We start from the raw sequence: 20,395 nt of genomic DNA, 5'->3' as shown, positions 1-20,395 counted from the left end.
TGCGTACAGCATAATAGCCGCTACCACAATACACACAATAATGAGCGTTCTTTCCTGCTTGCGGAACATGGGAACGCCTCCTTTACTCTTCGTTTGGAATATGGGGAGAAACATGTATTAGTTTAGCTAAATTTTGTTACTTTTATCCCTGCTGTCATTATAAATTTACAAGATTCCATTTTGGATATTGCCATATGCAGTTAATTCGGTTATATTTCTATATAGTTAGATAACCTAATTATATGAAAAGAGTGAAACTATGCCGCCAAAACAAAATAAGCGGGATACCGTTCAACATCCCCTCCCCCGTCTCGGTCCAGAGCCTTATCTGGATTTAATGGATCAGACCGCTCTTGCGGAAACCGACCGTCATCTTGCCCGTATGGGTCTCTTCTTGCTATGGACGGGTGATAACGTACTCGACGCGATTGATCTGGATTTGTCGGATTTTGGCCTGACGGAGAGCAAGCTGGATTTGCTGTTGCTGCTGACACTGCATCAATCACAGGAGCAAATGAGCCCCTCCATGATTGCCGACCGTCTTGGAATCCGGCGTGCATCCGTTACATCTATACTGGACTGGACGGAGCAAAGAGGATGGATTATCAGAGAACATAATTCCACAGATCGACGCAAGATTCATGTACGTATTACAGAAGCGGGCTCCAAGCTTGTGCAACAGGTACTGCCTGTATTTTGGTCTTCCTGCGCTTCCCTGACGAGCATTTTGGAGCCTGAGGAACAAATGATTTTTTCGCGGATTATAGAGAAGCTTCATCATCATATGGAGCGCAGACTGGAGGTGGGCAGATAAAATTTTTTTAAACATATAATTAGGTTATCTAATATAATTAATTGTGTGTATTAAATGATAGCTTATTTTATTATTTAGGGAGTGTTCAATTGATGAGTAAATTCCGAACAAATCATACGACAGCTATACAGCAAAAATCTGTTGCTCTATCCTACGCATGGATGACCGTCATTCTATGTTGGTCAGCGATTGCAGTCATGTCCAGTCTATATGTAACCATTCCTTTAGTTCCGCTCTTTGCGGACGTATTCGGCAAAACGCTCGCTGAAGCTGCGATACCGGGCAGCATCTTCTCCTTGGGGTTTGCGGCCGGATGCCTTGTGTATGGGGGATTGTCTGATCGTTTTGGGCGAAAGCAAATGATCGTTACCGGGCTGTTCGCATTAACGATCATCTCGCTATGCCTTGGCTTTACCAATCAGTATCCTTTATTAATTACACTGCGCTTGCTTCAAGGCTTGGCGGCAGCCACCTTTTCTCCTGTAGCTCTCGCCTACGCCGTAGATATGTTTCCGTCCGAAAAGCGGGTAACGGCCATTGGCTTTATGAGTACCGGGTTTCTGGTGGCGGGGATTGCCGGACAGGTATTTAGTATCGTCATTAGCGAACATATGGAATGGAATATGGTATTTCGAGTATTAGGCGTACTATACGCCATAACCTTCCTGATCGTAACTTTTTTCTTACCGAAAGCACCCACACCTCAACGGAGCGTCCGTATTTGGACTTCCTTCAGTCAGCTAGGCACCGTTCTCCGGTCGTATCCATTATGGTTAAGCTATACGGTCGCCTTCGTTCTCCTGATGTCTTTCGTGAGTATGTATACAGTTCTGGGCAGCTATCTTAGCGGACCCGAATTTGGCCTGACTAGCAAGCAGATGCTTTACGTAAGATCTGCTGGTATTGTCGGTATGCTCCTTTCACCGTTTGCCGGAAAACTAGCCCGAAAATTCGGTGTGCATCTTGTACTGCGAACAGCACTTATGCTCTCCATCCTTAGTCTGGTGCTGATGGGACTCACGTATTCTCTTATGGCTATGCTGGTATTGAGTGTATGTTTTGTAAGCGGCATTGCTCTGAGTGTCCCTTCACTCATTGCACTTGTCGGCCAACTCGGCGGTTCGGCACGGGCGATAGCTGTTTCTCTTTACACCTTCATTCTGTTTGCAGGCACCAGCCTGGCTCCGGTACTCTCCATTCGATTGATGGGGAGTGGTGGTAATCAGATGACTACATTTATGATGCTGGCGTCTGTTCTGTTCGTGGGCTTTATCGCCTCCCTCCTGATCCGTCGGAAGTGGAGTTCATAGTACAGTATCATCCGACTGTGGCACCATAGTAATTTTCCAGTTCAGTAAATATAGCATCCTGTTTTTTATTTAAGAACCTCCGAATACTCATAAGGAATGTTTACATGATCAGTGTGATATATGTCATTGTGTTTTCATGAGAAACGCGAACATCTCTTTGGAGACATTCGTAGAATGATGTACAATACAGATAAGCCATATATGGAGAACTTTTGAATAGGAGGCTGTACCGAGCTATGAAAATAACATCTATCGAGCCAACTCCCAGTCCGAACACCATGATGCTGCATCTGGATGAGCGGCTGGAAGCGGGCATTCGCAGAACATATACACGGAATAATGAACGCTCCGCTCCCCCATTTATCCGGCGTATGCTGGGCATTGAAGGAGTCAAAAGCGTGTTTCACACGACGGATTTTGTAGCCCTTGATCGCAAAGGGAACGCAGATTGGTCCACCATTCTGGGTCAGGTTCGCGAACAGCTAAGCGAGGAAGGCGCAGACGCCAAATGGGACTTGCCGGAGGAAACTTCCGGGGAAGCGTTTGGTGAGGCACAGGTATTTGCACAATTTTTCCGGGGCATTCCGATGCAAATCCGGGTGAAAGCGGGCCAGCAGGAGGAACGGATTTCCTTGTCCGACCGTTTCGTGCAAGCCGTAACCCGGGTAGCCAGCGCGACACTGATCAAGGAGCGCAAGTTGAGCGATTACGGCGTCCGCTACGGAGAACTGCCGGATATTGCACGCGAGGTGGAGCAGGAGCTGGAGGCAGCCTTCCCGCAGGAGCGGCTGGAGCAAATTATCCAGCAGGCGATTGCCCACAGCGCGGACAACAGCGAATTCGTGGAGGAACGCCGCGAATGGAGCGATGCCGAGCTGGAGCAGGCCTTACAGCACGAGGATTGGCGTATCCGCTACGCCGCGCTGGATCGGCTGGAGCCGACGCCCGAGCATTTGCCGCTCATCCGGCAAGCACTGCATGACGACAAAATGCAGCTACGGCGCCTAGGGGTCGTCTATCTGGGCGATCTGCGCACACCAGAGGCGATGGAGCTGCTGTCCGAGGCGCTGCGTGACCCTTCAGCGGCAGTACGCCGTACGGCGGGCGATACGCTGTCGGATATCGGCGACCCGGCGGCTACCGGAGCTATGATCGAAGCCCTGTCGGATAGCAGCAAGCTGGTTCGCTGGCGAGCTGCCCGCTTTTTGTACGAGATCGGCACCGAGGACGCGCGTGACGCGCTGGAGAAGGCTGTTGATGATCTCGAATTCGAGGTCAGTCTACAGGCCAAAATGGCACTGGAGCGCATTGAGTCAGGCGAACAAGCCGCGGGGACGGTTTGGCAGCAGATGGCCAAGCGCAACTCTTGATTTGTGATTTTACGACTGGACCTTCAAAAAATTGTAGATTGTCAGAAGATGCACAGGTACGCTATACTCTAATTTACTATACAATACAATATCATGTCATACACCTCATCAAACCTGTTTTATGATGAGGTAGAGGTCGCGGATGTAATCAGTACACCGGAGGAGATGCCAAGAGCCGTCTGTGATTCCTGTGGAAAGGTACACCCGCCGAAGTATGCGGAGCCGACTCTTTGTAATACTCCGAATGCTGGGGCTGCTAACCGAAAGGAGCAGAACTGTCACGCGATGTCCTAACACAGACACGTGTGTTGAGCTATCTTGTTATAGAAGAAGGTATGGTGCGGAATGCATAGACAAGGCCGCAAGCGTATTTCCTGCGGTCTTTTGACGTTTGTAATCCCCCTCCTTCTGGCTCTTGCCCTGACATGAAATACCATTTCATGAAGGAGTGTTTGAACGTGCAACACAAAGCAACACCTGCCGCAACCTTGCGGAAAAGTCTCAAAGCCCGACATATGACGATGATCGCCCTCGGTGGTTCCATCGGAACAGGCCTGTTCCTCGCCAGTGGAGGCGCGGTTGCAGAAGCCGGACCCGGAGGCGCCCTGTTGGCTTATGCAGCGGTCGGCCTCATGGTTTACTTCCTGATGACCAGCCTCGGCGAGCTGGCTACGTTTATGCCTGAATCCGGCTCTTTTAATACCTACGCAGGTCGCTTCGTCGATCCGGCTTTTGGTTTCGCCATGGGCTGGAACTTCTGGTACAACTGGGCGGTAACCATTGCCGCCGAATTGGCAGCAGCGACCGTGCTGATCAAATACTGGTTTCCCGAAAGTCACTCCGCCTGGTGGAGTTTGTTATTTCTAGCCATGATCTTCGCGTTGAACGCGCTGACGGTCAAAGGCTATGGTGAATCCGAATACTGGTTCGCCATGATTAAAATTGTGACCGTGGTTATCTTTCTGACCGTGGGTGTGCTGATGATCTTCGGCATTATGGGGGGGCCAGCGATTGGCTTCGCTAACTTCACTGTAGGAGATGCCCCGTTCCACGGCGGATTTTTCGCCGCATTGGGCGTGTTCATGGCCGCAGGCTTTTCCTTTCAGGGAACCGAGCTGATCGGGGTAGCGGCCGGAGAGAGCGAAAACCCGCGTGAAAATGTGCCTCGTGCCATCCGTCAAATCTTTTGGCGCATCCTGTTCTTTTATATTCTGGCGATTCTCGTCATTGGATTGATTATTCCGTACACCAATCCGAATTTGCTGCGGGGAGATATCAGTGACATCGGGGTCAGTCCGTTCACACTGGTATTTGAAAAGGCGGGGCTTGCCATTGCCGCATCTGTGATGAACGCCGTTATTTTGACTTCCGTATTGTCGGCAGGTAATTCCGGGATGTACGCGGCAACACGTGTACTGTACGCTTTGGCACGGGAAGGTAAAGCTCCCCGTTTCCTCGGACATATCAATCGACGCGGCATTCCTATGAATGCACTGCTGATTACAACTGCTGTCGGTATGCTGGCCTTCCTCGCCTCCCTGTATGGGGACGGTGTGGTCTACAACTGGCTGCTGAATGCTTCCGGGATGTGCGGATTTATTACATGGATTGGTATTGCTGTCAGCCATTATCGTTTCCGTCGTGCCTTTACAGCACAGGGTCGCAGTCTGAGTGAGCTTCCGTACAAAGCCCGCTGGTTCCCGCTTGGTCCCTTGTTTGCCTTCGCACTGTGTATCATCGTGATTATCGGGCAAGGTGCCGATGCCTTTACCGGGCAAGTCATTGACTGGAAAACGATGATCGCTACGTACATGAGTATACCGCTGTTCCTTCTTCTGTGGCTCGGCTACAAATGGATCAAGCGTACCAAAATCGTTCCACTCAACGAGTGTGATTTGAACCCGGATGCGTCTTCCGGTAAATAAACAATAGTAATAAAAGCCCGTCTCCAGGCACATACAGATGGAAATGCGGATGAACCTGAACGGTCCTATGGATCGCTCAGGTTCATCCGCATCTTCTCCCTGATATGTGGAGACGGGCTTTTTTTCTGTTATTCGGAAGAAGAAGCTACCGGAGCTGTCAAAGACATAGACATAGACAAGGCGCGGCGGCTAAAGATGCCATAAATCACAGCACTCAGTGTCAGCAGTGCAGATAACAAATATAAATTAACGATGCCCAGATGATCTGCAATCCAGCCCATCAGCAATAGCGAGATGCAAAACGTCATGCTCGTCAGCGTAGCCTGTGCGGACAGCACCTTGGGTAGATCGTGCGCAGATACGCTCATTTGCATCATCGTACGGCGGGATACGACGGACATTTCCGCAGGCAATCCCATCAACAACACGATCAGTAGCGTCAGCGGCGGTAATGTGTTAAACGCATACCAAGCCGTCAGCAGCCCATAGCAAGCCATTCCCGCCAGCATCGCGGGCAGCAGTCTGCGCTGCAAATACTTGACACAAGCGAGAACAATGATCCCACCGCCAATCGCGCCTGCAAAATACGCCGCATTAATGTATCCCCACCATGCCTCGCTTTTGTGCAACACCTGCTGAGCGAAGGCAAGCGTGAATGCGCCTACCCAAACCGAACCACCCAGCAGGTCGATCATATCCATGAAAATAAGAGCCTTGAGCCTTCGGCTGGCTCCGATGAGACTCCAGCCTTCGCGCAATATTTCATTTTTGCGCTTGGGATGTAAAGCCGGGCTTTCCGACTCCGGGCCATACAGCGTATCTTCCAGCTGTACGGGAGGCATATCATGATGCCCTTGCCCCTGCTCAGCCACAGCTCCAGACGCTATAGCATCTCCACTTCGCACCCTTGTTCCGGGTTGCAGTAGATAATGGGCTTTGCCTTCTAACGGATCGCGGATCAAGCTGGTAAAGATCAGGGCCACCAAATACAGCACGCAAGCCAACACCAGTATTTTTACCGGGCCCATCACGGCTACGAGTACACCGCTAAGCCCCCATCCAGCCAATTGCACGGTCTGATCGCTGACCGATACGAGACTGTTCGCCCGCATCAGCCCTTCCCCGGACGCAAGGCGCGGAATCAGCGCATTACGTGCAGGTGTGGTCCAGCCGTCCAGAAAGGACATCGCTGTTACCAGTGTAAACACAAGCACCCATATCGGGCTCGTGCCCGCTGACCACAAATGCCCCAACAGGAGAGCGAAGAAAGCCAGTTGGCCGAACTGGGAAACGAACAGAATAAATGGAAGCTGGAACCGGGCCAATATCAGCGGCGCTAAAAAGCCGCTGATCATCTGTGCGCCCATCCGCAACAACGGAACGAGAACCGAGGAAAAGATCGAATCCGTTTCATGAAACACCAGAGACACCAGTGCCATGATATAAAGGATATCGGCCGCATTCGACATCGTCTGCGTGCCGAGCAGATAAGTAAAAGAACGCTTATGCATATAAATAGAATACTCCCTTATAATGTATCTTTTTCCATTTAACTAAAATGTTCAAGTCCATTTCAGGGTTACACGGAGATTTCCGGCGCTGCCTAAATCCGTGATCTGGTAGGAGATGGTTTTTAACCCGAGCTGGTACAAAGACTGTAAATCTTCTTTGAGATTTCGCTCTGTTCCCTGATAGCCAAAGCTAAGCGTGGCCCCGCCCTTATTGATCTCTTTGCGTACCTGCTCCTTAATTTCGGCGGACGATTTAACCAAACCCTTGCCGTCTTGCAGCGGATATTCCAGGTTATTGTACAGCTTTTGATACACAGCAGCCTTGGGCCCTCCCGCAGCCACCAATCCCGACAATGTCTGCCGATACGATGTGTTCGCCTGCGGATACTGTTTAACCCAGGAGTGATCTCGGCGCATTTCGGCATCAGTCAGCAGATAATACGAAGTGCTTACCTCGTTGCCACGGTCCGGGGTCGGATCATCCCATGTCGTATCCATATGATACCAATGTCCATCCAGCAAAACAAGATTCCATGCATGCAACTGGCCTCCTGCTCTCCCCTCCACAATCCGGTTGGTAATCCCGGCGCGTTCCAGCATTTTGTAGGCCAGCAATGAATAGCCCTGACACACCGTGCTTCCGGTTTTCAGGCCATCGTATGCCGTGTACTTTTGCTGCGTTTCATCATATTTCAAACGAACCACAATCCAGTCATGAATGGCCTTCACCTTCTCATGATCTGTCATGCCCTTCGTAATGATGTCCCCCAGCACAGCTTTAACCGTGCTATCCACATATGCGGTCTGCTCCTTCGTCTCCCGGTAACTCAGACGGATCGTAACCTCGGCGGACGTGATTGTGCCTGTATAGCTGAAAGCGTAGCTTTTGATCGTATAATTCACATACGGGTCGCTCTCCATCGCTTGTTTGATGGCTGTCTGTAACTGCTGCTTAAGACCATTCACCCGCCCTTGATATGTAAAGGTCAGCGTTTCACTCCGCGTAGCCATTGCCTGTAAAATCTTATTTTGAAGCTGCTGTGACGATACGGATGGAGCCGGCTTGACCGACGCAGCATATACGTTGTTACCCCACTCCACAGCATGCGGCAGCAACACAGCCAGTGCTGCACCTGCCACCAGGCATTTTACAAGCCTAACCCCGATTTTTCTGTTCATACAGAGCGTTCCTGCCCTTCTTAGCATAGTTGTAAACAGTTCTATCTTACCATAAAAACAGTTGCCCCAAACGCTCTAGTTTTGTCGGTTACAGACGAGTCAGGGCGCAGTTAAAGGCAGATTGTGGCACCTACTCGGCTATATAACAGATGGGACAATAGACAAACATGTTGTTCACAGAGACTTTTATCACAGCAATCCAGTAATCCTCATGATATGGTACTGGCATCGGGAATCATTGATATTGATTCTCATTCTACATTAGAAAGGCTGAGTACCATGCCAGAATGCATCTCGCTCCTTCGTACTCCACCGGGGCAACCCGTGCGGCTCCAATCCCTTGCCTCTCTTCACCCCTCATTGCGCCGACGCTTAACGGACATGGGGATTGACGAAGGTTCCATTATACAGTTAAAAAAAATCAGTCTGCTGGGCGGCCCTATTGTTATTGAATGCAATGGTCAACTGGTCGGTCTCCGTCAAAATCAGGTAAAACAACTGGAGGTCGATCCTTCATGGACATGATTGCTCTATTTGGTAATCCCAACACGGGGAAAACCTCATTATTCAACAAGCTGACTCGTACGTATGCAGAGGTAGGGAACTGGTCCGGGGTGACGGTGGAAAAGAAAACAGGCCTGCTGCGCGACAAGTCTGCCGTTTTGGTGGATTTGCCAGGCACTTATTCCTTGCTTCCACTTTCCCTGGATGAAGGTGTCGCTACCCGTTATTTGCTGGAAGAACCGCCTGCGGCTCTGATTAACATCGTGGATGCCTCCCAACTCCAGCGTAATCTGTACCTGACTGTACAACTGCTGGAATATGGCCGTCCGCTCGTGCTTGGCTTAAATATGACCGACGTAGCCGATGCCACAGGCCTTCTAGTGAACAAGGAATTGCTGGCTGATCAATTGAACGTTCCCATCATTCCCATGGTGGCACGCACGGGCAGCGGCAGTAAGCAAATGCTTGCTTCTCTTCGAGAGGTACGACGTTCGCCAAATTCCTTCCAGTTGGATTACGGCCCTGCCGTCGAGGCTGCTATTACAGATATTTGTAGCTTGCTGACGAATACACCTGTGCCAAGCCCTCGGTGGACAGCTCTACAGTGTCTGGAAAACAATCCTGTCGTCATGGAATGGATGACAAATGAGATACAGCGTGAACAAGTAACTGATCGCATCCAGCGTTGCGAGAAAGAACTTCTCTGTGAAGGCCATTCAGCTACTCCTGCTCAGCATATCCGTTCTATACGTACAGCGTGGATCGCTAATCTGTGTACAAAGGCGCTGGATAAGACCAAACTCAAGCCGCACAGTCTGACAGACAAGCTGGACGCATTGCTGACACATCGGTATCTGGGGATTCCGATCTTTTTGTTGCTGATGTATGCTACCTTCAAGTTCACCTTCGATTGGGCAGGTACGATCCTTTCAGATATGCTGGATGGATTCTTCTCAGGAACACTGAGCAGTTGGATTTCTGAAGTGTTGGTTCAATGGAACGCGTCCGCTTTTACGCAGAGTCTCATCGTGGACGGTATCGTGGCAGGAGTTGGGGGCGTGCTCGTTTTTTTGCCTCAGATCGCTATTTTGTTCCTGATAATTTCGCTGATTGAAGACTCCGGGTATATGGCACGAGTCACGATATTAATGGACCGTCTCATGCAAGCCGTCGGCTTGAACGGGAAAAGCTTCATCCCCTTCATCATCGGCTTTGGCTGCAATGTTCCTGCGATTATGGCGGCACGCACGATTGAACAGCCCAGAGAACGCCTCATTACGACGTTGCTGGTACCCTTCATGTCCTGCTCCGCCCGCCTGCCAGTCTATGCGTTGTTTGCGGGGGTGTTTTTCCCAACACATGCCGCAAGCATCATCATGCTGATGTATGTGTTAGGAATCACCGTATCGCTTATACTTGCCAAAATCTTTTCCAAAGTATCCATTTTATCGGGTGAGCCTTCCCTCTTCATCGTAGAGCTTCCCCCTTATCGTGTGCCGCAAGCTCTTACGTTGTTTCGTAGCACATGGGAAAAGGTCAAGGGCTTCGTCCGTAAAGCCGGAACGATTATTCTTGCAGGCTCCGTTGGCATCTGGCTCTTGTCCAATTTCGGTCCACAAGGGTTCGGTGCAGACATGAACGATAGCCTGCTTGCCACTGTTGGAGGATGGTTCGCCCCAATTCTGGCCCCTCTTGGCTTCGGTACCTGGCAAGCAGGCGCATCCCTGCTCACGGGCTTTATGGCCAAGGAGGTCGTGGTATCGACGATGAATATCATTTACCACGTTCCGGACATGCAGGGGCTGGAAATGCAAGTCAGCCATGCCTTTACGCCGTTGGCCTCTTTTAGCTTCATGGTGTTCATTCTGTTGTATGTGCCATGTCTAGCTACGGTAGCGGTCATTCGTAAAGAAACCCTTTCGTGGCGCTGGACCGCATTTTCCGTGATCTATCCTTTGACCGTTGCGTATCTCATTGCCGTTGTGATCTATCAGTGTGGCAGGTTATTAGGCTGGGGTTAGTTAGAGCCTTATGAAAATAGAAGGAAGTGGATTCCGTGATCAATATCATCATTTTATTGGTGATTCTCGGTTATAGCACGTGGGTGTTCGTGCGCTTTTTGCGAAAAAGCCGTCAAGGTGCTTGTGCCGGATGCTCATCAAGCAAGTCATGTCCGGGCTGTGCCATAAGTTCTATGAATGAGGATTATACGAAAATCAAAGAAAATATCTAGTCCAAACCTACATCAAATAAAAAAAGCTGCTTCGGATCTATCCTGTACCCGAAGCAGCTTGTTCACATTTTATATTAAGCTTAAAGTACGTAACTGTGGCGAGAGCCTTATTTCAAACCATATGACGATCACAGAACCGTCGTCTGTTATGAGGTCGGATTAAGCGTTGAGCACTTTTTCAAATTTGGTTTTGTTCATGCCGGAAATACGTTCTTCTCCGATTAGGGTCAACGGTACGGCGCGAATGCCCATGTCCCAAACTTCTTGAGCGAAAGCATCATTGGTTTCGATGTTGCGTTCTTCGAACTCTACACCTTTCTCAGTCAAATAACTTTTTACTTGACGGCAATGCGGGCAATGTGTAGATGTGTATACAATTGCTTTTTCCATGAAATATCACCTCATCAATTATGGTTATAAATAATATACATATTCATTCTTTGTACGAAATATTACAGGGCCAACGCGCTGTGCTCCAGGCTTTCGATATACTTCTCGCTATCCATAGCGGCCATGCAACCGCTGCCTGCTGCTGTAATTGCTTGTCTGTAGCGTGTATCCTGTACGTCGCCACAAGCGAATACCCCAGGTACGTTCGTTTCGGAAGTACCAGGATTTACGACGATATAACCGTTCGCATCGGTTGTAATTTGGCCCTCGAGGAAGCCAGTATTCGGATGATGACCGATCGCCACGAATACGCCGCTAACCGTAATAATTTCCTCTTTACCTGTTTCATTATTCAGCACCTTCAAGCCAGTTACCCCGTTCTCGTCAGCAATCACTTCTACGGGAGTACGATTCAGTGCCCATTCGATTTTGGTGTTCGCACGAGCGCGATCCTGCATAATTTTGGAGGCACGCATTTCTTCACGACGATGCACCAGCGTTACTTTGGAGGCAAAGCGTGTCAGGAAGTTGGCTTCCTCCAACGCCGAGTCTCCACCACCGATCACAACAATTTCTTTGCCACGGAAAAAGAATCCGTCACATGTTGCGCAAGTACTCACGCCGCGTCCAATGTTGTCCTGCTCACCCGGAATATCCAGGTATTTCGCAGTCGCACCTGTGGAAATGATCAGCGTATCTGTAACCAGTTCGCCCAAGCCCTCTACATCCAATGTGAAAGGACGAGCGGCTGTGTCGACCTTGTTCACCCAGCCTGTGCTGAATTCCGCACCGAAACGCTCTGCTTGCTTACGCATATTATCCATCAGATCAGGTCCCATGATTCCTTCAGGAAAGCCAGGGAAGTTTTCAATTTCGGTTGTTGTAGTCAATTGTCCGCCCGGTTGTGGGCCTTCAATTACCAGTGGACTCATATTTGCGCGTGCCAGATAAATAGCAGCTGTCAAACCAGCAGGGCCAGTACCTATAATAATGGACTTGTACATATCTTTGTTCCTCCTAAAATATGATAAGAATGATATAGCGAGTTTTCGGTACCAGGAAATGGGCTATTGCATATACTCTCTAAAAGTAGTTCTGTCAGACGCTCATTCAAAAATGTGGACACCCGGATCTTGCAAATCGATTCACATATTTAATGTCTTTTTATGACTTAGACTCATTCTAAATCCTAATTCCATTATGCGGAAAGAGCTGTAAACAGTCAAATGAAGTTTTCATGAAGCGAACCTTAAAGATTAATCAGGTATGGAGGGATTATCCCGATTATGAATGACGTGTTTGTAGGCAGCCTTATTTCTGCCCTGTCCACCGGGCTCGGTGCCGTGCCCATACTATTTATGCGTAAAATTACGCACCGTCTTCGTGATGTATTGTTGGCTTATGCTGCGGGAATCATGACTTCTGCATCTGTGTACAACCTCATTCCCGAGGCCATCCATCATTCTAATTGGTTCGTGCTGTCTGTGGGAATTTTACTCGGCTGTCTTGTGCTGCTGGTGATGGAAATGTATATTCCACACGCCGATCTGGAGGACCCGGATTCCAAAACTTTTCATCTGGAGTCCAAATCTTTTCTCATTATCGCGGCTATTACACTGCATAATTTGCCCGAGGGACTTTCCGTCGGGGTCAGTTATGCAAGCGAAACTCAAAATCTTGGCAATCTCATTGCCTTCTCCATCGGCCTGCAAAATGCCCCGGAAGGCTTTATCGTCGCGCTATTCCTCGTGAATCAAAACATGGGCCGCTTCAAGGCGCTGGGCATTGCCACTCTCACCGGGACCGTTGAAATTATTACAAGTCTGATTGGATTTTATTTGAGCAGTTGGGTTCATGGACTGGTTCCTTACGGTCTTGCCTTTGCCGCAGGAGCGATGATGTTTATCGTCTACAAGGAGTTGATTCCCGAAAGCCACGGGGACGGCAACCAGCGTATCGCCACCTTCTCTTTTATTCTAGGTCTGATTACGATGATTGGCCTAACCGAATGGCTATAGCTGTGTATCACAAAAAGGCTGCCCTCTGCCTGTAGTCCAGACAGAAGAACAGCCTTTTTAGGGATGTCTCGTTCGCAACTCATTTTTTTCGGTTCATGGAGCGCAGCGCTTCACGATATTGCTCGTCCTCGCTTTTGTGCGTCTCACGTTCCCCATAGTTATTTTTATGCGGTTCTTCCTTTTCTTCGCCCTTTCCGGCAAATCCACGCAAAGCCGCCCGATAGTCCTGATCCCCGTAGGAATCTACGCTATCTCTCAGCGGCTTGGTATTCGTATCTACGTCTGGTTCCTCGTGATGAACCTCCGCATCCGCAACCTTATGCAGCGTCTTTCGCGCAGGATCAGGCAACTCCCTCGTCTCGGGCTCCACATCCATCGGATAAGGAGGACGTTTGTTTATTTGCCGTGAATCCTGATCGGACGGGCTGACCGCTTTGGGAGAGGATTTACGCGCCATTTTCGTGTTGAATACCAGCAAAAAGATGAAAGCAACCGCAGCTACTACGATAAAAGCAATGGTCATGAGCGGCCTCCTATTCTCTGCCAGCGTTACGGTACCGTCCCGCCGTCTCAGCGACCCGTTTGCCCAAGGACCGACCAAGTGCAAGATCATCACCCGTTGGGAAATTGGGCGGACCGTTCGGGTCTGTCTCCACCGGACAAGTCACCCCTACGCCGTAATAGGAGCCGTAGAGCGCATTTTCCGTAATATTGGCGGGCAGCCCTACGATAATCATGCCTTGATGCAGCATCGGAGTAATCAAATTCAGCAGTGTGGATTCCAAGCCGCCATGAACGGTAGCTGTCGTGCAGAACACCGCTCCGATTTTATCTATCAGCTTACCCTGCGCCCACAGATACCCCAGCTTATCAATCCAACTTTTCAAACCACTGCTGATCGTCCCAAAATGACCCGGGCATCCCCAAATGATCGCGTCCACATTCACCAGTTCATTCACATCGGCTTCATCGACATGCTTCAACAACACTTCCGTGTGCTCATGGCGTGCGCCTTCTGCAATTGAACGGGCAAGACGCTCCGTATGGCCATTTTCACTGTCATATACAATCATGATTCTGGTCGTCATTACGCGCATCATCCTTTGTCAGAAAAATCATCCTTTTCATATGCGCTCTTATCGTTCCCCAAAATCCCTCTGAATATTGTGAAACATTTGGCGCATACTTTAAAGATCCAAGAACTAGGGAGGCATGTACACATGAATTCACGCGCCATATTGGTCAACCTGCTGGTTATTATCATTATTCTGGCAGGGGGCGGAGCCGCCGCCTACTACTACAATCAATCCTCTAACTACATAAAAACTGACAATGCCCAAGTGAGCGGACAAGCGGTCACCGTCGCCTCTCCAAGCGCAGGCAAGCTTACAGGCTGGAACGCTGAAGTCGGCAAAACCTACACGGCTGGAAGCACACTTGGCAGTGTAGAGGGGGGCGGAAGCCGGGTTAGCATTACCATTCCAACCGATGGCACCATTGTGCAGCAATCTGCGGTCAACAACTCGATTGTGGGGGCGGGTATGCCTTTGGCCAAGGCCTTTGATCTGAACAATTTATGGATTACCGCCAATATAGACGAAACAGCTGTGCAGGATCTTCAGGTCGGGCAGACGGTGGATGTATATATTGATGCATACCCCGACACGTCCCTAAGCGGCAAAATCGAAAAGATCGGTCTGGCGACGGCCGCCACCTTTTCACTGCTTCCTACCTCCAACACCACTGCCAACTATACCAAGGTGACGCAGGTCGTGCCTGTTAACATTTCTATTCAAGGCTACAAAGGACTGGGCATTATCCCGGGCATGAGTGCGACTATCAGAGTACACAAGTAGGAGGCTGTCATGGAACAAAAAATGTCCATCGGACGAATCCTGTCCGTACTGCTGCTGGGCGCCTTCATTTCTATTTTGAATCAAACCCTGCTAAATGTGGCGATTCCGCATTTGATGAATGACTTCAATGTATCCGCAACTACCGTTCAGTGGCTTTCCACCGGATATATGCTGACCAACGGGATTTTGATTCCGATTACCGCCTTCCTGATTGAGTCGTTCGGGACACGTGCGCTGTTTATTGCCGCGATGGGGCTGTTTACTGCCGGTTCTGTCGTCTGCGCCGTCAGTACCGGCTTTGCGCCTATGCTGGTCGGACGCATCATTCAGGCCGGCGGAGCGGGTATTATCATGCCAGTGGTTATGAACGTGTTCCTGACCGTATTTCCCCCGGAAAAACGGGGGGCAGCCATGGGGACGATGGGCATTGCCATGATGTTCGCTCCAGCGATAGGACCCACTTTATCCGGCTATATTGTGGAGCATTACAGCTGGCGACTGCTATTTTTACTGGTCATTCCGCTGGCGATTATTGATATTCTATTTGCGGTACGCTGGCTCAAAAATGTGTCCAAGCTGACGTATCCGCATTTTGACCTGCTGGGAACGATCTTTTCCACCCTCGGCTTTGGCTTTCTGCTGTATGGCTTCAGTTCCGCTGGAGACAAGGGCTGGAGCAGCAATACAGTGGTACTCACAATCGCTGCCGGGCTTGTGTTCATTATATTGTTTGTCGTACGCGAGTTGAATATGAGGCAGCCCATGCTGGAGTTTCGTGTGTTTAAGTATGATATATTTACGGTATCCACGCTGGTCGGCGCTACCGTCAATATGACGATGTTCGGCGGAATGCTGCTGCTGCCGATTTATCTGCAAAATATACGCAGCTTTACACCGCTGCAATCTGGTTTGCTGCTGTTGCCGGGCGCACTGCTGATGGGCGTCATGTCACCGATATCGGGAGCGATTTTCGACCGTATTGGTGCGAGGCCATTGGCGATTATCGGGTTGATCATTACAGCGGCCACAACATGGGAATTCAGTCTGCTGACGGATGCTACCACCTATGGACACATTATGCTCATCTACACGATTCGCAGCTTCGGGATGTCGCTGTTAATGATGTCCGTACAGACAGAAGGGCTAAACCAGCTACCTCCCCATCTCGGCAGCCATGGTACGGCTATGTCCAATACGGTACGGCAAATCGCCGGGTCCATCGGCACCGCATGGCTCATTACCGTGATGAGTAGTCGGGCTACGATTCATTTGGCGGATTATGCGAATGTGGCTACCACCGCCAATGTACCTTTAACTGAAGGCGTAGCTGAACTGGGGCAAACCCTGACGCAAACGGCGGGTGTTTCGACGGAAACTGGCTCGGCGCTTGCGTTACAGCAGGTATATCGAAGTGCCGTCACAGAATCGACGATCCACGGCATTAACGATGCCTTTATCATTGCTACCGGAATCGCGCTGGCGGGACTGCTGTTCTCCCTGTTTTTACGGCGGTCTACACCTCGTCGGAGATAAGCCTGCAACACGATAGGCTGGCACGCAAAAAAAGGAGCATCCCCATCCCCTGTCCTTTAAGGGATGTGAATGCTCCTTCTCGTTTATCATCTTATGATCATGATCTTATTTGCTTCTATGATCGCAGCAAGCGCAACCCGTTCAAAATCACAAGCAACGTGCTGCCCTCATGCCCGATGACGCCAAATGGCAGAGCTATATCTTGCACAAAGTTGCTAATGACAAGCAGTAAAATGACGCTTACGGCGAAGATCATATTTTGCTTGACCACCCGCTGTGCCTTTCGTGCCAGTGCTACCGTCGGGGCTATCTCTTCGATCCCATCGTTCATCAGCACCACATCTGCGACCTCCAGTGCGGCTCCGCTGCCGTGCATACCCATGCCCAGCCCGACCGTTGCGGCAGCCAGCGCCGGAGCATCATTCACACCGTCACCGACCATGACGACATGCCCGTACTGCTCCCGAAGCATGCGAATATGGCTGACTTTGTCCTCTGGCATCAGACCAGCGTATACTGCGTCGACTCCGGCCTGCACTGCGATCACGGCGGCGGTTTCCGGGCGGTCTCCGGTCAGCATGACGACCCGGATGCCCTGCGCTTGCAGGCGTCTCACCGCCTCCTGCGCCTGTGGCCGCAGCTCGTCGCGCAGTGCCAGCATCCCGGCAATCCGGTCATCCGCGAGGATAATGGATACGGTTTTACCCTCGGCTTCCAGCCGGGCACGTGTTTCCACCCATTCCGGCTCTGCCAGCGGACTAGCGTGATCCAGCGCATCCGTGCGCCCGATTTTCCACCTCATCCCGTCTACCATGCCCTCCATTCCCCATCCCGTCAGGGACTGTACTTGCTCCACTGCGGGAAGCTCTCGCTGCCCCAATTCGGCTTCAGCTTTGGCTACAATCGCTCGTGCCAACGGATGCATGGAGTAGCTTTCTATTACCGCAACAATGCGTAACAGCTCATCGGCATCGTAGCCTGTGGCGGTAATCCAGTCTGTTACAACAGGCGATCCGATGGTCAGCGTACCTGTTTTGTCAAAGGCGACGACAGAGGTCAGCGCCATATTTTCCACATGCGCACCACCTTTGAACAGGATGCCCCGACGGGCACGGTTGGAAATAGCCGACAGCATAACTGGCATAATGGACGACACGAGTGCGCATGGTGAGGCCACAACGAGAAATACCATTGCCTTGTAAAACGCCGCTGCCCACGTCCAGCCCAATACCATTGGCGCACCTGCAATAACGATCAGCGTAACCGCAACAACAATTCGGGCGTAAATCGACTCGAACCTTTTGATAAACCGTTGGGAATCGGGGACCTCTGTCTGTGCTTCCTCCACCATACGGATGATTTTTGAAAATAAAGTGCCTTCGGAGGATTGGCTTACCTCCACGTACAGCACGCCTTCCCCGTTAATGGTGCCCGCATATACCTCGTCACCCGCCGCTTTGTTCACCGGAATGGACTCCCCGGTAATAGAGGCTTGATTCACCGCCGAAACGCCCTTGGAAATCCGGCCATCCGCCGGAATCAGTTCGCCCGGCTTCACCAACAGCAGATCACCCGGCAGCAGTTGCTCAATACCGACCATCTCCGTCCCCTCGCGGGTCAGACGCAAAGCCGTTTCCGGCTTCAACGCCATCAGCTCGGAAATATCCTTGCCGCTGCGCTCGGTGGTATAGCTCTCCAGCGCACCGCTGAGTGCAAAAATGAAGATCAGCATTGCTCCTTCATTCCAGTAGCCAATAGCCGCAGCCCCCAATGACGCTGCGATCATGAGCAGATTGACATCCAGATCCCGTTCACGGATCAGCGTCTCAATGCCTTCTCTGGCTTTAGACCAGCCACCTAGAGCGTAGGAAACCACATACAGGATGACCGCCAGCCATTGCGACCAATGTGAGACGCCCCATGCCATCAGCATAAGCGTTCCACTGCCCAGGGCAGCCTGCATCTCCTTGTTTTTCAGCATGCTTTTGAGCTGGAATTGCGGTTTGCGATTCGGGCCTGGCCTTCCGCTGCCACTATTTTTTGAAAGTATCCGATTAGAGGGAGACAGTGTCTTTTGAAGCTGTTGAACTGCTTGCATCATGTCACATTCCTTTCCTTTTTTGTTCTTTGTAACTGCATCTCATTGAGAATGATATCCATTGTTAAGTGCCTTAAAATAGCACATGCTGCTTCGGGAAGCCCGAAGCAGCATGTTTGGAAATGAGAATGATAATCATTTTTGCATTTGTACAATTATTTTGCTGTAGTGAAACTTTATTTTATTATATACCTTTTCTTTTCCAATTGTAAACAGGAGATTATCCCAGTGCCTTGATGCCGAAGCTGAGCTTCGGACGTTCGCCAAGCGACCTTCATAGATCCAACAATAGATGGTTTTCCAGCACACGATGGGCCTGCCTTCCTGCCTGAATCGTTCCACAACCTGCTCAGGCGACCAGGTCGCATGCAGCTTCTCTTCGATTTGTGCAGCCTGTTCTTGGGTCCATTTCCCCTTCGGTACCGAAGCTTTGCGACGATGCTCGTAAGCTTGTGAGAGCGTCCGGCTTCGTAAAACTTTTGCTCGGAATTCCGACGGATTTCCCGGCAAATGGTGGCATGGTGTCTTCCCAATTCTTGCGAAAATGGCTCTTGCACTCTGCCCTTGCTGATGTTCAAGGAAAACGAAGTATTAGACTGACCTTAATAAAAGAAACAGCGGCAGCCATGGACAAGAAAATAAAGTCCTAGACTGCCGCTATTTTATTCAACTAACGTTTCCGTTAGTTCGATGCATCCACCACTTGGATACTATAGAACATCGTCGATCAACGAGAGTCCCTTGTTGATCCGCATTCGACTGTCTCGCAGAAAATCGCGGGTCCAATCGTCCGGTTGATGTAAATCCCAACTCCGGTACATTCACTATTATACGATTTACCCCTTCTGCTCAATTGTTAAGAAGTTTACCCTTCAAGTTTGCAGAATGATACTTGTTCAATTTTTACAATCTGATTATTCAAACTATATCTTAATACGTCTTACTGAACCGGAACGCAAATTTCGCAATAATGATTATTAACAAGTTCAACTTTATACCGCTCCAAAATAGGTCTTGTTTCATCTAATCTGAACCTTTGGTTTTCCAACCCCAGGAATATTTCAACCCAAGCTTTTTGAACAGCTTCTGCTGTATGATTTATCTTAAAAACAGCATATCTTCCTCCACTAATGTTGCCCAGGCTTACTCCATCAGCATCTACACAGTAATCATCAGGAACAACCAAACATGCATCGTAGCGACAATTTTCCGGTTTTACAAATGCAGGATTGTCTTGGGCAATACCGAGGATAATAGACTTATTATTAAATAATTTATTAGATTTAACCCAGCATTTAAACTTCTCCATTAGTTGTGAATTTGCAATTCCATAAGGACCAATCTGTCTCATGTATGCAATTCTACAAGACGGTATTTTTTCAATTTCAGCATTCATATTTTCTTCTCTTTTCTTTTTAAAGTACATCGATGTCTGAAACCATCTTATAATGCTTTAAAATGAGAAACAACTCAATTTTAAAAATAGTGCCCATTACTTCAATGAAAACTAGGGAACAGTTGCAACGGCAATCTGCTCCCTGGTTATTCAACTAACGTTCCCCGTTAGCTCAATGATCTGAAGAAATTGTTTCACTCAAGCTATTCCTCAGAAATCTCTACGTACTATCTAAACCCAATTTGACGCCGAAATTAG

The 20,395-nt window shown here is 49.7% G+C and carries 18 protein-coding genes, 1 pseudogene and 1 riboswitch; of the genes and pseudogenes, 10 read left to right on the top strand and 9 right to left on the bottom strand.

Annotated elements, in window-relative coordinates:
- The first annotated feature begins 259 nt into the window (after window positions 1-259).
- From ACWGOO_RS21375 to ACWGOO_RS21360, 4 genes are all read left to right on the top strand, one after another.
- Window positions 260-814: a MarR family winged helix-turn-helix transcriptional regulator gene (locus tag ACWGOO_RS21375; RefSeq protein ID WP_452486660.1), complete on the top strand. Its 555-nt coding sequence runs from the start codon at window positions 260-262 to the stop codon at window positions 812-814.
- Between the two features lie 41 nt (window positions 815-855).
- Window positions 856-2,124 (top strand): MFS transporter, encoded by a 1,269-nt coding sequence (locus ACWGOO_RS21370; RefSeq protein WP_452486658.1) that lies wholly within the window; start codon window positions 856-858, stop codon window positions 2,122-2,124.
- A 236-nt stretch (window positions 2,125-2,360) separates the two neighbouring features.
- Window positions 2,361-3,494 carry a virulence factor gene (locus tag ACWGOO_RS21365; protein WP_452486657.1) on the top strand — a complete coding sequence of 378 codons (1,134 nt, stop codon included), beginning with the start codon at window positions 2,361-2,363 and terminating at the stop codon, window positions 3,492-3,494.
- Window positions 3,495-3,616: 122 nt separating this feature from the next.
- A riboswitch (Lysine riboswitch) is annotated at window positions 3,617-3,818 on the top strand.
- A 134-nt stretch (window positions 3,819-3,952) separates the two neighbouring features.
- Window positions 3,953-5,419, top strand: a complete 1,467-nt coding sequence (locus ACWGOO_RS21360) for an amino acid permease (RefSeq protein WP_452486655.1) — start codon at window positions 3,953-3,955, stop codon at window positions 5,417-5,419.
- A gap of 128 nt (window positions 5,420-5,547) precedes the next feature.
- On the opposite strand, the gene ACWGOO_RS21355 is transcribed toward ACWGOO_RS21360, so the two are convergent.
- Both ACWGOO_RS21355 and ACWGOO_RS21350 read right to left on the bottom strand, forming a co-directional pair.
- A complete protein-coding gene (locus tag ACWGOO_RS21355; RefSeq protein ID WP_452486653.1) occupies window positions 5,548-6,930 on the bottom strand; it encodes an MFS transporter in 1,383 nt (460 codons plus the stop codon).
- Window positions 6,931-6,981: 51 nt separating this feature from the next.
- Window positions 6,982-8,109: a transglutaminase domain-containing protein gene (locus tag ACWGOO_RS21350; RefSeq protein ID WP_452486651.1), complete on the bottom strand. Its 1,128-nt coding sequence runs from the start codon at window positions 8,107-8,109 to the stop codon at window positions 6,982-6,984.
- 216 nt (window positions 8,110-8,325) lie between these two features.
- Between ACWGOO_RS21350 and ACWGOO_RS21345 the strand changes: the two genes are divergently transcribed.
- From ACWGOO_RS21345 to ACWGOO_RS21335, 3 genes are read left to right on the top strand one after another with little or no spacing between them, the layout of a single operon-like run.
- Window positions 8,326-8,634 (top strand): FeoA family protein, encoded by a 309-nt coding sequence (locus ACWGOO_RS21345; protein ID WP_452486649.1) that lies wholly within the window; start codon window positions 8,326-8,328, stop codon window positions 8,632-8,634.
- Window positions 8,625-10,634 (top strand): ferrous iron transport protein B, encoded by a 2,010-nt coding sequence (feoB, locus tag ACWGOO_RS21340; protein WP_452486647.1) that lies wholly within the window; start codon window positions 8,625-8,627, stop codon window positions 10,632-10,634. Before ACWGOO_RS21345 ends, feoB begins: the two co-directional genes overlap by 10 nt.
- Before the next feature lie 35 nt (window positions 10,635-10,669).
- Complete coding sequence (locus ACWGOO_RS21335; protein WP_452486645.1) at window positions 10,670-10,846, top strand: FeoB-associated Cys-rich membrane protein; 177 nt, start codon at window positions 10,670-10,672, stop codon at window positions 10,844-10,846.
- 159 nt (window positions 10,847-11,005) lie between these two features.
- Here ACWGOO_RS21335 and ACWGOO_RS21330 read toward each other — a convergent pair whose 3' ends face one another.
- The gene (locus ACWGOO_RS21330) at window positions 11,006-11,236 is read right to left on the bottom strand and encodes a glutaredoxin family protein (RefSeq protein ID WP_452486643.1); all 231 of its coding nucleotides are present in this window, start codon (window positions 11,234-11,236) and stop codon (window positions 11,006-11,008) included.
- 62 nt (window positions 11,237-11,298) lie between these two features.
- A complete protein-coding gene (gene trxB / locus ACWGOO_RS21325; RefSeq protein ID WP_452486641.1) occupies window positions 11,299-12,240 on the bottom strand; it encodes a thioredoxin-disulfide reductase in 942 nt (313 codons plus the stop codon).
- 282 nt (window positions 12,241-12,522) lie between these two features.
- Here trxB and ACWGOO_RS21320 point away from each other — a divergent pair, with 282 nt between their 5' ends.
- A complete protein-coding gene (locus ACWGOO_RS21320; RefSeq protein ID WP_452486639.1) occupies window positions 12,523-13,254 on the top strand; it encodes a ZIP family metal transporter in 732 nt (243 codons plus the stop codon).
- Between the two features lie 79 nt (window positions 13,255-13,333).
- On the opposite strand, the gene ACWGOO_RS21315 is transcribed toward ACWGOO_RS21320, so the two are convergent.
- Both ACWGOO_RS21315 and ACWGOO_RS21310 read right to left on the bottom strand, forming a co-directional pair.
- Window positions 13,334-13,777, bottom strand: coding sequence for a hypothetical protein (locus tag ACWGOO_RS21315; protein ID WP_452486637.1), 444 nt, complete (start codon window positions 13,775-13,777; stop codon window positions 13,334-13,336).
- A gap of 10 nt (window positions 13,778-13,787) precedes the next feature.
- Complete coding sequence (locus ACWGOO_RS21310) at window positions 13,788-14,342, bottom strand: NAD(P)H-dependent oxidoreductase (RefSeq protein WP_452486635.1); 555 nt, start codon at window positions 14,340-14,342, stop codon at window positions 13,788-13,790.
- Between the two features lie 132 nt (window positions 14,343-14,474).
- Here ACWGOO_RS21310 and ACWGOO_RS21305 point away from each other — a divergent pair, with 132 nt between their 5' ends.
- Window positions 14,475-15,110, top strand: a complete 636-nt coding sequence (locus ACWGOO_RS21305; RefSeq protein WP_452486633.1) for an HlyD family secretion protein — start codon at window positions 14,475-14,477, stop codon at window positions 15,108-15,110.
- Window positions 15,111-15,119: 9 nt separating this feature from the next.
- Complete coding sequence (locus ACWGOO_RS21300) at window positions 15,120-16,643, top strand: DHA2 family efflux MFS transporter permease subunit (protein WP_452486631.1); 1,524 nt, start codon at window positions 15,120-15,122, stop codon at window positions 16,641-16,643.
- 115 nt (window positions 16,644-16,758) lie between these two features.
- On the opposite strand, the gene ACWGOO_RS21295 is transcribed toward ACWGOO_RS21300, so the two are convergent.
- From ACWGOO_RS21295 to ACWGOO_RS21285, 3 genes and pseudogenes are all read right to left on the bottom strand, one after another.
- Complete coding sequence (locus ACWGOO_RS21295) at window positions 16,759-18,741, bottom strand: heavy metal translocating P-type ATPase (protein WP_452486726.1); 1,983 nt, start codon at window positions 18,739-18,741, stop codon at window positions 16,759-16,761.
- 261 nt (window positions 18,742-19,002) lie between these two features.
- Window positions 19,003-19,314 (bottom strand): annotated as a pseudogene (locus ACWGOO_RS21290) (transposase); the annotation flags it as partial.
- A 367-nt stretch (window positions 19,315-19,681) separates the two neighbouring features.
- A complete protein-coding gene (locus ACWGOO_RS21285) occupies window positions 19,682-20,137 on the bottom strand; it encodes an AraC family transcriptional regulator (protein ID WP_452486724.1) in 456 nt (151 codons plus the stop codon).
- Window positions 20,138-20,395: the final 258 nt, after the last annotated feature.

The organism is Paenibacillus sp. NPDC055715 (assembly GCF_053617595.1).
This window is presented reverse-complemented; position numbering and strand designations above follow the sequence as displayed.

What these genes read in the sequence shown, in the direction of transcription:
- ACWGOO_RS21315 (WP_452486637.1), bottom strand. Translation starts at nt 13,777, where the DNA reads ATGACCATTGCTTTTATCGTAGTAGCTGCGGTTGCTTTCATCTTTTTG.
- trxB (WP_452486641.1), bottom strand. Translation starts at nt 12,240, where the DNA reads ATGTACAAGTCCATTATTATAGGTACTGGCCCTGCTGGTTTGACAGCT.
- ACWGOO_RS21355 (WP_452486653.1), bottom strand. Translation starts at nt 6,930, where the DNA reads ATGCATAAGCGTTCTTTTACTTATCTGCTCGGCACGCAGACGATGTCG.
- ACWGOO_RS21365 (WP_452486657.1), top strand. Translation starts at nt 2,361, where the DNA reads ATGAAAATAACATCTATCGAGCCAACTCCCAGTCCGAACACCATGATG.
- ACWGOO_RS21305 (WP_452486633.1), top strand. Translation starts at nt 14,475, where the DNA reads ATGAATTCACGCGCCATATTGGTCAACCTGCTGGTTATTATCATTATT.
- ACWGOO_RS21345 (WP_452486649.1), top strand. Translation starts at nt 8,326, where the DNA reads ATGGTACTGGCATCGGGAATCATTGATATTGATTCTCATTCTACATTA.
- feoB (WP_452486647.1), top strand. Translation starts at nt 8,625, where the DNA reads ATGGACATGATTGCTCTATTTGGTAATCCCAACACGGGGAAAACCTCA.
- ACWGOO_RS21285 (WP_452486724.1), bottom strand. Translation starts at nt 20,137, where the DNA reads ATGAATGCTGAAATTGAAAAAATACCGTCTTGTAGAATTGCATACATG.
- ACWGOO_RS21310 (WP_452486635.1), bottom strand. Translation starts at nt 14,342, where the DNA reads ATGACGACCAGAATCATGATTGTATATGACAGTGAAAATGGCCATACG.
- ACWGOO_RS21375 (WP_452486660.1), top strand. Translation starts at nt 260, where the DNA reads ATGCCGCCAAAACAAAATAAGCGGGATACCGTTCAACATCCCCTCCCC.
- ACWGOO_RS21320 (WP_452486639.1), top strand. Translation starts at nt 12,523, where the DNA reads ATGAATGACGTGTTTGTAGGCAGCCTTATTTCTGCCCTGTCCACCGGG.
- ACWGOO_RS21295 (WP_452486726.1), bottom strand. Translation starts at nt 18,741, where the DNA reads ATGCAAGCAGTTCAACAGCTTCAAAAGACACTGTCTCCCTCTAATCGG.
- ACWGOO_RS21330 (WP_452486643.1), bottom strand. Translation starts at nt 11,236, where the DNA reads ATGGAAAAAGCAATTGTATACACATCTACACATTGCCCGCATTGCCGT.
- ACWGOO_RS21300 (WP_452486631.1), top strand. Translation starts at nt 15,120, where the DNA reads ATGGAACAAAAAATGTCCATCGGACGAATCCTGTCCGTACTGCTGCTG.
- ACWGOO_RS21350 (WP_452486651.1), bottom strand. Translation starts at nt 8,109, where the DNA reads ATGAACAGAAAAATCGGGGTTAGGCTTGTAAAATGCCTGGTGGCAGGT.